We start from the raw sequence: 11,078 nt of genomic DNA, 5'->3' as shown, positions 1-11,078 counted from the left end.
ACTTTCAATATGAAAAAAGTATGGAGATAAGACCGCTGCGCTACTTCGTGGCCGTCGCCGAGACCGGCCACATGACGCGCGCCGCCGAGCGCCTGGGCATCCAGCAACCGCCGCTGAGCCTGACCATCAAGGCGCTGGAACGCGAGCTCGGGGTGCTGCTGTTCAAGCGCCATCCGCGCGGCGTGACGCTGACCGACGCCGGCCGCCAGTTCCAGGCCGAGGCGCTGCGCATGCTGCAGGACATGGACGCGATGCGGCAGCGCATGGCGCGCGTGGCCAGCGGCCAGGCCGGCAGCCTGGCCGTGGGCTTCACCAGTTCGGCCGCCGCGCACCGCTTCGTGCCCGAGGCGCTGCGCGCGTTCCGGCGCGAGTACCCCGACGTCGAGCTGCAGCTCAGCGAGAACAACGCCGCCGAGATCACCGAGGCGCTGGCCGCGGGCCGCGTGCATTGCGGCCTGCTGCGCGTGCCGGTCGACCGGCCCGCGGGCCTGGCGTTCGAGACTTTGCTGCGCGAGCCGGTGCTGGTGGCGATGCCCAGCGATCACCGCTTCGCCACCGCGCGCAGCCAGCGCACGGCTTCCCGCCCGCTGCCGCTGGCAAAGCTCTGCGAGGAAGACCTGATCCTGGTGCGCCGCCCCGGCGCGCCCGGCCTCTATGCCGAGCTGCTCGCGCTGTGCCATGCCAAGGGCCTGCGCCCGCGCGTGGTGGCCGAGGTCGAACGCATGATGACCAACCTCAACCTCGTGGCCGCGGGCGTCGGGCTGTCGGTGGTGCCGGCCTCGATGACCGGCGTGCATGCGCACGCGATCGCCTATGCGCCGCTGGCCGACGGCGGCGCGCTCGACGCGCCGCTCACGCTGGTGTCGCGCGCCGACGAGGACAACCTGCCCGCGCGCCGTTTCGCCGCACTGCTGCGCGGCCTCGTGGCCGGCGACGCGAAGGGCCGGCCATGACGCGGGCGCTGCATCGCCGCGTGCTGCTGGGCGCGGGCGCGTCCTTCGTCGGCCTCGCCACGCTCGGCGTGTCGCGCGCCAGCACCGCGCCGGCCTGGCCCAGCCGGCCGGTGCGGCTGATCGTGGTCTACCCGCCGGGCGGCGTCAGCGACGGCATGGCACGCGTGCTGGCCGAGCCGCTGGCGCAGTCGCTCGGCGTGCCAGTGCTGATCGAGAACCGGCCCGGCGCCGGCGGCAGCGTGGGCATGGATGCGCTCGCGCGCGCCGTGCCCGACGGCCACACGCTGGCCTTCTCGGCCATCAGCCCGCTCACCTTGCATCCGCTGCTCGCGCGCGTGGCCTACGACCCGCTGCGCGCCTTCGTGCCGGTGGCCAGCCTGATGCGCACGCCGGTGCTGGTGGTCGGCACCCAGGCCTTCAGCGGCCGCGGCTTCGGCGACCTGATCGCGCAGGCGCGCGCCCATCCGGGCGCGGTGCGCTGGGCCAGCTCGGGCGTGGCCACCATCGGCCACCTGGTGCTCGCGCAGGTGCGCGTGCAGAGCCGCACCGACATCACCCACATCCCCTACCAGGGCGGCGGCCCGCAGCTCAACGACGCGCTGAGCGGCCAGTTCGAGGTGCTGTCGACAAACGTCGCGGCGCAGCAGTTGCAGTACATCGAGAGCGGCCGCTTCCAGGCCCTCGCGGTCGGCGCGCCGCGCCGCATCGAGGCCCTGCCCGATGTGCCCACGCTCGCCGAGCTCGGCTACGAACGCGCCAACCGCGATTCGCTGTTCGGCCTGTTCGCGCCGGCGCGCACGCCGCAGCCCGTGGTGCAGCGGCTCAATGCCGAGATCCAGCGCCTGCTGCGCGGCGAGACGCTGCGGCTTCGGCTGCGCGAGGCCTACAACCTGCCGGCCGGCGGCAGCAGCGAGGATTTCGCGCGCGAGATCGCGCTCGATCGGCGACGCAACCGGGCGCTGGTGGCGGGGGATCGGTCGCAGTTCGATTGAGGCCGCATCGCGCGGCCGGGGCGCTGCTCAGGCTTCGGCGACCCAGAGCCCCGGATAGTCATGCACGAAGCCATCGGCCGTGACGCCCAGCACCGCCTCGTAATCGAAGCGCTTCGCCACGTAGCGGTAGGCGTTGTCGCCGCTGCGCTCGTAGCGCTGCATCAGCTCGCCGAGGCTGCCGCCATCGAGGTCGATCCAGGCCGCGGGCGCATCGGCGCCCTCGCCCTTCGAGAGATTGAGGCGACGCAGCTGCAGCAGGTTGGTCGCGGGCGTGAAGCCCAGGTCGAGGTCGACGCAGTGCGAGAGATCGGGCACCGGTTCGTCGTTGAGCTTCCAGCGGCCCTGCGCGTCGCGCGTGATCGAGAGGTCCACCGTGCTGTCGCCGAGCCAGCCGCGCACCGTGCCCCACTGCGCATGCCAGTGCAGGTCGCAGCGCACGCGGTAGTGCAGCTGCGCCACCCGGCCGTCCTCGGCGCGGAAGGCCGAGGCGCCGTCGAGCTGCCAGGCGCTGGCATTGCGTTCGAGACGGCAGGCATCGTGGCCCGGGACGTCGAGCCTGCGCCAGAGGATGGAAGCGACGGTTTGCATGGGGCGGATGATGGCGCGGGCCGTGGGGCGGCGCAAGCATTGCCCCGCCACGCCGCAGGTGCTGGTCAGGTTCGGGAACTAGCGTCGCTCGCCATGACGCCGCCCGACGCCTGCCTCGCCACCCGCCTGCTCGACCGCCTCGACCGGCTGGCGATGCCGCTGGCGCTCGCGATCGCGCTGCTGCTGTTCCTGCAGTGGCCGCTGCGCGGTCTCGCCGGGGCCGGCTTCGGACCGACGCAGGCCAACGACCTCGCGCAGTGGCTGTTCGCGCTCTACGTGGCGGTGGCGCTGCGGCACGCGGGCCGGCGCGGCGCGCATCTGGTGGCACGGCCCGACCTCGCTGCGGGCAGTCCCGCGCGCTGGCGCCGCGCCGGTGCGGCGCTGTGCGTGCTGCCGTGGGCGCTGTTCCTGGTGGCCGTGTCGGCACGTCCGGTGCTGGGCTCGGTGGCCGCGCTCGAGCGCTTTCCCGACACCTTCAACGCGGGCTACTTCATGGTCAAGATCGCGCTGCTGCTGCTCGCCGTGCTGCTCGCGCTGCAGGCGGCGCTCGAGCTCTGGCAGGCCTGGCCGTGGCGGCGCACGCGATGAGCGCCGGCACCGGCTGGCTCGGCCTGGCGCTGCTCGCAGTGGCGCTCGCGCTGATGATGAGCACGGGCTGGCCGACCTATGCGGTGCTGCTCGGCGTGTCCACGCTCGGCGCGGTGACGGGCCTGGCGCTCGGCGCCTTCGACATGGCGCTGCTGCAGAACCTGCCATGGCGCATCGTCGGCCTGCTCGAGCACGACCTGCTGCAGGCGCTCGCGCTCTATGCGCTGGTGGGTGCGCTGCTCAACCGGCTCGCGCTCGCGCAGCACCTGTACGAGGGCCTGCGCCGCCTGCTCGCGCGCATCGCGCCGCGCGCGGCCGCCGAGATCGCGGGCATGGTGCTCGGCCTGCTGCTGGCGCCGATGAACGGCTCGGTCGGCGCAAGCCTGCTCACGCTGGCGCGCACCGCGGGCGAGGGCTGGGCACGCGAAGGCCTGCCGGCCCCGCGCCGCACGGCGCTGGTGGCGGTGACCGGCACGCTCGGCGTGATCGTGCCGCCCTCGCTGGTCCTGCTGCTGCTTGCCGACGCGATGCTGCGTGCCCACACCGAGGGCGTGAACATGGCGCGCAGCCTGGGCCTGCCGGGCGCCGCGGCCGAACGCATCGTCAACACGCAGGACATCCTGCAGGCCGCGCTGCTGCCGGCCGCGGCGCTGTTCGTCGGCTGGCTCGCGATCGCGGCCTGGAGCGCGCGGCCCGTCCTGTCGGCCACGCCGGCCGCGCGCGAGCCACTCACGAGGCCGCAGCGCTGGACGCTTTCGATCGTGCCGCCCGTGATCGGCTCGCTGCTGGTGCTGATCGCGCTCGGCCGCGTGCGGCCGGTCGAAGGCGCCGCCACCGCCTGCATGCTGCTGCTCGGCTGGGGACTGGTCTCGGGCCAGCTGCTGCGCGCGGGGCTGCTGCGCCAGGTGCTCGACGACGCGATGGCGCTGACCGGTGCGCTCTATGCGCTGCTGGTCGCGGCCACCACCTTCTCGCTGCTGCTGCGCGGCTTCGGCACCGATGCGCTGGTCATGCGGCTGATGCTCGCGCTGCAAGGCCATCCGATGATCGGCCTGGGCGCCGTGCTCGCCATCCTGCTGGCCTGCGCCTTCGTGCTCGATGCCTTCGAGCTGATCTTCCTCGTGGTGCCGATCGTGATGCCGCCCGTGCTCGCGCAACTCCCCGACGCGGCCTGGATCGCGACGCTCGCGCTGCTGGTGCTGCAGGCCGGCTTCCTGCTGCCGCCCTTCGGCTATGCGCTGGTGCTCGCGCGCGGGCAGACCGTGCCGCGCCCGCCGCTGCGCGCGGTGGCGCTCGCGCTGGCCCCTTACCTCGTGCTGCTCGCGCTGGTGATGGCCGCGACGATGGCCTGGCCCGACAGCACGCGCTGGCTACGCGATGCGCCCGAGGCGGCGGCCGCGCAGGCACCGATGGACGCCGACACGGTCGACCGCCTGATGCGCGAGATGGCCCCGCCGCCCGATCCGGCCGACGGTGCGCCCGCCACCGAATCGCCCTGAACGAAGCCGCGGGTGCTACTGCACCGCCGCCAGCACGCGGTCGAAGAACTCCGCCGCCGTGCGGCCGAAATCCTCGGGCAGGTAGTCGCGCTCGAAGTCGCGCGCGAACGCGGCCTCGACGTCGTCGTGCGAACCCCGGTAGTCGGCGATCTCGGCACGCAGCGCGGCCAGTTCGGCCGGGGTGCTCGATTCGCGGTACGAGGCCATGATCTCGGCGCCGGTCTCGCCGAAGAGGATGTCGGCATCCTGGCCGAAATAGACCTTGGTCAAGTGGTCGATCAGTTCGAATCGCATCGTGGGATTTTTGTGCTGGCTGTCAGAACGGATGGGCGGTGAGGATGTAGAAGGGCTTGCCGTTGTAGGCCTTCATGTTGAGCGTCACGCGCACCTTGGTGAGCTGGCTCACGGCGGTGCTGCCGCGCTGCACGCCGATGCCGACCACGGTGCCGATGTCGTGCTCGAAGGCCATCGGCTTGGAGCCCACCTGCGCCGAGCGCGACCAGGCGCGGATCGCGCGCGCATTGGCGCGCACCGTCTGGCTGATGGCCGACTCGGCGGTGGCGAGGTCGAAGAAGGACGACGACTTCTGCAGGCTGGGCTTCTTCGCGAAGCGGTCGAACAGGTCCTGCGCCGATTTGCCGACGTGTTCGCGGATGGTGTGGCCGCCGGCCTTGGAGCCGGCCACGCCTTCGTGCTCGATGAGGCGCACGGGCTCGAGCTTGAAGCGGCTCGCGCGCACCGCGATGACGCGCGATGCGGCGAGGCCGCCGGCCACGAACAGCGGCACCGCGACGTCGACCGCGAGCCCCACCTGCGCGCCGGTCTCGGGCGAGGCACCCATGGCCTGCGCGGCGGCATCGGCCGTCATGGCGGTGGCGGTGCGCTGCGAGCGGCCGGTCCAGATCTGGCGCGCGGCGGTGGCGGTGACGTCGCTGCCGTGGGCGCCGAGCACCACGCAGCCGACCTTGCTCGCCATGGTGGGTTCGGGCGCGACGCACAGCACGCCCGCGCCGACCAGTTCGATGACGCCGCCGACCAGCGCCGCGGTGCCCCAGAGCCGGTTGCTGAGGCTCGCCGACTCGGGCACGTCCTCGCCACCGAGCACCGCCGCCAGCTGCACCGGCGTCAGCGCGACCGAGAGGCCGCCTTCCTCGTCGTCACCCATGGTGGATTCCTTTCCGTTGTCCTTGCGGGGGATTGAAATTCCGAAGCATTCTTGCACGGCCCGGGCGAACATCGGCGCAGCGCGAGACAATCGTTACCGTGAGTTCCAAGCCCGCCGCCACGCCCCCGATCCGCCGCATCGCCCACCTCGACATGGACGCCTTCTACGCGTCGGTCGAGCTGCTGCGCTATCCGCAGCTCAAGGGCCTGCCGGTGGTGATCGGCGGCGGCCGGCGCAGCGTCGACGAAGCGATCCGCCACCTGCCGCCCGGCGGCACGCTGGCCGACATTCCGGTCGATGCCTTCGCGCGGCTCAAGGACTACGTGGGCCGCGGCGTGATCACCACCGCGACCTACCCGGCGCGCAAGTTCGGCGTGGGCTCGGCCATGGGGCTCATGAAGGCCGCCAAGCTGTGCCCCGACGCGATCCTGCTGCCCGTGGACTTCGAGGAGATCCGCAAGTACTCGCGCGGCTTCAAGTCGATCATCACCGACATCGCGCCGCTGATGGAGGACCGCGGCGTGGACGAGGTCTACATCGACTTCACCGAGGTGCCCGGCGGCCAGCGCGAGGGCGGGCGCACGCTGGCGCGGCTGATCCAGAAGTCGATCTTCCAGGCCACCGGCCTGACCTGCTCGATCGGCGTGGCACCCAACAAGCTGATCGCCAAGATGGCGAGCGAATTCAACAAGCCCAACGGCATCTCGGTGGTCTACGAGGACGACGTGAAGACGCGCATCTGGCCGCTGCCCTGCCGCAAGGTCAACGGCATCGGGCCCAAGGCCGACGAGAAGCTCAAGCGCCTGGGCATCGAGACCATCGGCCAGCTCGCGGCCTGCGAGCGCGGCTGGCTGATCGACAACTTCGGCAAGTCCACCGGCGCCTGGATGCACGAGGTGGCATGGGGCCGCGACGATCGCCCGGTGGTGACCGAGAGCGAACCGGTCTCGATGAGCCGCGAGACCACCTTCGAGCGCGACCTGCATGCGGTGCGCGACCGCGCCGAGCTCGGCGAGATCTTCACGCGGCTGTGCGAGAAGCTCGCCGAGGACCTGCAGCGCAAGGGCTATGTGGGCAAGACCATCGGCATCAAGCTGCGCTACGACGACTTCAGGATCGCCACGCGCGACCAGACCATCGACCGTTTCACCGACGACGCGAAGACCATTCGCCGCACCGGCGGCCTGTGCCTGAAGCGCGTGCCGCTCGAACGCCCGCTGCGCCTCTTGGGCGTGCGCGTGGGCGCGCTGGCGCGCGCGGGCAGCCCCGAGGCGCTGGCACCGGCCGGCGGCACGCAGCGCCCGGCCGCCGCGCCCGAGTCGGCCACCGCCTCGCTGTTCTGACGCCATGGCCTTCATCGCACGCTGGCTGCGCCGCTTCTCGCTGCTGCTGCTCGGCCTCGTGGTGCTGATCGGGCTCTACGTGGGAACGGCCTTCGCGCTGGTGTTCTGGCCCAGCCATGCGAAGGCCACGGCGCCGGCCGCGCCCTATGTCGAAGCCTGGGTGCTGAGCAACGGCGTGCACACCGACTACGTGTTCCCGGTGCGCTCGGCGCTGATCGATTGGCAAAAGCTGTTCCCGCTCGCGGACTTCCCGGCCGTGCCGCCCGGTGCCGAGTACGTGGCGCTGGGCTGGGGCGACCGCGAGTTCTACCTGCACACGCCGACCTGGGCCGACCTCACGGCCGCGCGCGCGCTGGGCGCGTTGTCGGGCCGCAACCGCGCGCTGCTGCACGTGAGCTATCTGCGGCGCGACCAGTTCGGCGCCGGCGCGTTCCGGCTGCCGCTGTCGATGCCGCAGTACCTGCGCCTGATCGAGCATGTGCGCAGCACCCTGCCCGCGGGCCAGGCGACGGCCATCGCGGGCGCGCACTACAACGCGCAGGACGCCTTCTACGAGGCCAACGGCGCCTACCACCTGTTCGAGACCTGCAACACCTGGACCGGCCGCGGCCTGCGCCGCGCGGGCGTGAAGGTCAGCCGCTGGACGCCGTTCGACTTCACGGTGACCTGGCATCTGCAGCCGGCGCCCTGAGCGCGGCCGCTTATGTCTCAGGGCCGCGGCACGCCGCCCTGCCACTGCCCCCAGTTCGCCACGATGTGGTCGACCACGCGCGTGCCCACCAGCGCGATGTTCTCCACCGTCTCGGCGAAGCCGCCGGCCGTTTCGCCGGGCGCGGGGTCGAGATGCTGCAGGGTGGTCTCGTTGGGATTGCCCTGGTCGAAGTTGACCGCGCCGCGCAGGCTCATCACGCGGTCGGTGCCGTGGGTGCGCTGGATCACGAGCGTGATCGCGGCGGCCTCCATCTCGGTGATCACGTAGTCGTCGGCGCCATAGAGCTTCGCGATGTACTGCGCCTGGTTCGACATGCCGGGGCCGTGGAAGAAGGTGTCGCCCGTCATGTGGGTGCCGGTGCCGACGAAGGGCGCGCGCCGCGCCGCGGCATCGGGGTAGCGCAGCCGGTAGCTGCGCGCCGATTCGGAATCCTTGAGCGGCGTGTCGGCCGTGAGCTTCATGGCCCAGCCGACGAGCTCGGGGTTGAGCTTGAAGCGGCGGTACGACTCGTAGCCCTTGCGCGGCATGAAGGTGGGCTCGCCGGGCTTGTTCTCCTCGGGTGCCCAGCGGTGGCCGAGGTCGTAGTCGACCAGCCAGGTGGCCCAGCTCACCTCGCCGATGGTGCCGCGCGAGGGCGGCGTGCCGGCCACGCCCGAGATCACGTAGTAGGCCTGCGAGAAATCGAACTGCGGGTTCAAGAGGATCGCCTGCATCGAGGCCGAGGAATTGACCTTGCCCATGCCGAGCACCGCGCCACAGACGCCGTCGGCATTGCAGTAGACGGGCTGCAGCGCGCCGGGCACGGCCATCGGCTTCGCGCCCTTCCAGTAGCGCTCGTACCAGTGCTGGAACTCGCCCGCGCGGTCACCGCTGTTCTGGCCGATCTCGAACATGGCGGCGACGAACACCTTCACCTTCACGGGCAGTTCGGCGCGGGCCTCGGCGCCGGGCGCGGGCGGCATGGTGGCGGCACTGGCGGCACCGGCCAGCAGCGCGGCGGCGGCCAGCGCCGAGAGGCGGGCGAAGCACAGGGAGGAGGAAGACGGCATGGGGGACTCCGTGGGTTCGAGAATTGGGGGCAGGACACGCAAGCGCGGCCATCGCACCGGCGGCGCTCGCGGCGTCCTACAGCCGCGCATTGTCGGCGCTGGCACAACGGGCCTGTCTACACCACGCAACCACCATGCCGGACACTGCATCCTCCGCGCGACGGCCTCCGTCCAAGCCCACGCCGATCGCGAACGGGCTGGTCTACGTGAACCCCGACATGCCGGGCATCCGCCGGCTGCGGCACGGCGCGAAGTTCCGCTACCGCGACGCGCGCGGCCAGTGGGTGCGCGACGCCGACGAGCTCTCGCGCATCCGCATGCTGGCGATTCCGCCGGCCTACGACGAGGTGTGGATCTGCCCGCTGCCCAACGGCCACCTGCAGGCCACCGGCCTCGACGCGCGCGGCCGCAAGCAGTACCGCTACCACGCCGACTGGCGCGCGCTGAAGGACGAGACCAAGTTCGACCGGCTCGAGGCCTTCGCGCGCGCGCTGCCGCGCATCCGCGCGCGGGTGCAGCGCGACCTGCAGGCCGGCAAGGGCACGGGCGCGCCGGCGCGACCCCAGGTGCTGGCCGCGCTGGTGCGGCTGCTCGACACCACGCTGATGCGCGTGGGCAACGAGGAGTACGCGAGCAGCAACGGTTCCTACGGCCTCACCACGCTGCGCAACCGGCATGCGGCGGTGAAGGGCGCGGCGCTGCGGCTGCGCTTTCGCGGCAAGAGCGGCGTGATGCACGAGGCCACGCTCGAGGACCCGCGCGTGGCGAAGATCGTGCGCGGCTGCCAGCAACTGCCGGGGCAGGCGCTGTTCCAGTACGTGGGCGAGGACGGCGAGCCGCACAGCGTCTCGTCGACCGACGTCAACGACTACCTCAGCGAGGTGGTCGAGGGCCAGAAGGGCCTGGACGGCGAGCGCTTCACCGCGAAGGACTTCCGCACCTGGCATGGCACGGTGCAGGCGCTGGAGCTCACGCGGCTGGCCTGCGAGCCGGGCCGGGTCGCCTCGGACGGCAACCGCTACACCGCGAAGGACATCCTCGCGACCGTGGCGCGCCAGCTCGGCAACACGCCCGCGGTCTGCAAGAAGGCCTATGTGCATCCTGCCGTGCTGTCGCTGGGCAGCGCGCTCGCGAGCACCGAGGCCGATGCGGCGTCGGCCCTGCTCGAACGCATCGCGGGGCGCCGCAGTGCGCGGCCGTCGCGCGGGCTGCACGCGGCGGAACGGCGGCTATTGGGTTTTCTGCAGGCGCATCGGCGCGAAGCCCAGGCCGCGACGCGGCAGCGCAAGAGCGCCAAGCCCGCCTCGAGCTCGACGGCCTCGAAGGAAGCGAAGCACGCACCGCTGCCGGTGCGCCAGGCCGCGCCGGCGCGGCCGCGTGCTCAGCCCGCGCCGAGCGAGAAGCGCACGCTGTCGCGCTCGAGCGCGATGCGGTAGCCGAGGTCCTCGGCCAGGCTCTGCAGCGCGACCGCGTCGATGGCCAGCGCGCGCGGCGCGCGGTGCGCATCGAGCACGGGATTGACGGCACTGGCCTCGCGCGGCAGTGCCGCGAAGCGCAGGCCTTCGGGGCCATCGGCCTCGATCCGGATCGCGCCGGCCTCGGGCGCGCCGTCGTGCAGGTAGCCGAGCGCGCCGAGGAACAAGTAGCGCAGCGCGGCCGCCGCGGGCCAGCGCTTCTCGTCCTCGCCGGCGGCGAGCGCATCGTCCACCTCGAGCGACACGCCATGCAGGTCGAAGGCGGCGCGCATCAGCGCGACGCAGCGCGCCACCAGCGCGGCGCGCGTGATGCCGTCGTCGGTGGTGGCCAGTTCCCAGTCGCGCAGCGAGCGGATGCCCTCGACCAGTTCGGACACCTGGCCGTCGACCAGGCCCATGCGTTCCTCGCTGACGGCGCGGTCGATGGTCTCGGCGCCGAGTTGGCGCTTGAGCATCAGCAGCGCCATGCGGATCACCGACACCGGCGCCGCCATGTCGTGGCGCAGCGCGGGCAAGGCGCGGGTCAGCAGTTCGTGGCGCACGCCGGCGGCGATCCAGCTGCGGGCTCCGGGAGAGCTCTTCATCGCGCCACGGCTCCGGCCGCGGGGGCGGCTTGCAAGGGACGATGCCCGAGCGTCGGGCCAGGGAGGGAAGCGAGGAAGGGGGGGAGGTTCAAGGGAAATGTCCCGGTGCGAGGCAAGCGACAGAGTATCG

Annotated in this window: 12 protein-coding genes; 7 read left to right on the top strand and 5 right to left on the bottom strand. The window is 72.2% G+C overall.

All coding sequences use genetic code 11. The features are described 5' to 3' along the window. The first annotated feature begins 20 nt into the window (after nucleotides 1-20). Nucleotides 21-953 (top strand): LysR substrate-binding domain-containing protein, encoded by a 933-nt coding sequence (locus AC07RV_RS35545; RefSeq protein ID WP_296784139.1) that lies wholly within the window; start codon nucleotides 21-23, stop codon nucleotides 951-953. Continuing rightward, nucleotides 950-1,945 (top strand): Bug family tripartite tricarboxylate transporter substrate binding protein, encoded by a 996-nt coding sequence (locus AC07RV_RS35540; RefSeq protein ID WP_296784137.1) that lies wholly within the window; start codon nucleotides 950-952, stop codon nucleotides 1,943-1,945. The genes AC07RV_RS35545 and AC07RV_RS35540 overlap by 4 nt, the downstream gene beginning before the upstream one ends. Nucleotides 1,946-1,972: 27 nt before the next feature. Here AC07RV_RS35540 and AC07RV_RS35535 read toward each other — a convergent pair whose 3' ends face one another. Then, nucleotides 1,973-2,533: a putative glycolipid-binding domain-containing protein gene (locus AC07RV_RS35535; RefSeq protein WP_093356120.1), complete on the bottom strand. Its 561-nt coding sequence runs from the start codon at nucleotides 2,531-2,533 to the stop codon at nucleotides 1,973-1,975. Between the two features lie 93 nt (nucleotides 2,534-2,626). Here AC07RV_RS35535 and AC07RV_RS35530 point away from each other — a divergent pair, with 93 nt between their 5' ends. Together AC07RV_RS35530 and AC07RV_RS35525 are read left to right on the top strand one after the other, a co-directional pair. After that, on the top strand, nucleotides 2,627-3,121 hold the full coding sequence (locus AC07RV_RS35530) for a C4-dicarboxylate ABC transporter substrate-binding protein (RefSeq protein ID WP_093356123.1): 495 nt from the start codon (nucleotides 2,627-2,629) through the stop codon (nucleotides 3,119-3,121). Continuing rightward, the gene (locus AC07RV_RS35525; RefSeq protein ID WP_296784128.1) at nucleotides 3,118-4,620 is read left to right on the top strand and encodes a TRAP transporter large permease subunit; all 1,503 of its coding nucleotides are present in this window, start codon (nucleotides 3,118-3,120) and stop codon (nucleotides 4,618-4,620) included. Before AC07RV_RS35530 ends, AC07RV_RS35525 begins: the two co-directional genes overlap by 4 nt. Before the next feature lie 15 nt (nucleotides 4,621-4,635). Here AC07RV_RS35525 and AC07RV_RS35520 read toward each other — a convergent pair whose 3' ends face one another. Together AC07RV_RS35520 and AC07RV_RS35515 are read right to left on the bottom strand one after the other, a co-directional pair. Continuing rightward, a complete protein-coding gene (locus AC07RV_RS35520) occupies nucleotides 4,636-4,914 on the bottom strand; it encodes a contact-dependent growth inhibition system immunity protein (RefSeq protein WP_093356126.1) in 279 nt (92 codons plus the stop codon). Between the two features lie 22 nt (nucleotides 4,915-4,936). Then, the gene (locus AC07RV_RS35515) at nucleotides 4,937-5,785 is read right to left on the bottom strand and encodes an RNase A-like domain-containing protein (RefSeq protein WP_296784124.1); all 849 of its coding nucleotides are present in this window, start codon (nucleotides 5,783-5,785) and stop codon (nucleotides 4,937-4,939) included. Nucleotides 5,786-5,937: 152 nt separating this feature from the next. On the opposite strand from AC07RV_RS35515, the gene dinB reads away from it, so the two are divergent. Together dinB and AC07RV_RS35505 are read left to right on the top strand one after the other, a co-directional pair. After that, nucleotides 5,938-7,128, top strand: coding sequence for a DNA polymerase IV (dinB, locus tag AC07RV_RS35510; protein WP_296784193.1), 1,191 nt, complete (start codon nucleotides 5,938-5,940; stop codon nucleotides 7,126-7,128). A gap of 4 nt (nucleotides 7,129-7,132) precedes the next feature. Continuing rightward, nucleotides 7,133-7,819 carry a TIGR02117 family protein gene (locus AC07RV_RS35505; RefSeq protein WP_296784122.1) on the top strand — a complete coding sequence of 229 codons (687 nt, stop codon included), beginning with the start codon at nucleotides 7,133-7,135 and terminating at the stop codon, nucleotides 7,817-7,819. 17 nt (nucleotides 7,820-7,836) lie between these two features. Here AC07RV_RS35505 and AC07RV_RS35500 read toward each other — a convergent pair whose 3' ends face one another. Then, a complete protein-coding gene (locus tag AC07RV_RS35500; RefSeq protein WP_296784119.1) occupies nucleotides 7,837-8,889 on the bottom strand; it encodes a purine-nucleoside phosphorylase in 1,053 nt (350 codons plus the stop codon). 134 nt (nucleotides 8,890-9,023) lie between these two features. Here AC07RV_RS35500 and AC07RV_RS35495 point away from each other — a divergent pair, with 134 nt between their 5' ends. Further along, entirely contained in the window at nucleotides 9,024-10,325 is a 1,302-nt protein-coding gene (locus AC07RV_RS35495) for a DNA topoisomerase IB (RefSeq protein WP_296784115.1), read from the top strand. Here AC07RV_RS35495 and AC07RV_RS35490 read toward each other — a convergent pair. After that, nucleotides 10,271-10,948 carry a hypothetical protein gene (locus AC07RV_RS35490; protein WP_208507403.1) on the bottom strand — a complete coding sequence of 226 codons (678 nt, stop codon included), beginning with the start codon at nucleotides 10,946-10,948 and terminating at the stop codon, nucleotides 10,271-10,273. The two genes, AC07RV_RS35495 and AC07RV_RS35490, sit on opposite strands and share 55 nt — an antisense overlap. Nucleotides 10,949-11,078: the final 130 nt, after the last annotated feature.

The organism is Variovorax sp. GW821-FHT09B01 (assembly GCF_059418345.1).
Note: the sequence above shows the minus strand (reverse complement) of the source record. Positions and strands in the feature narration are given on the sequence as shown.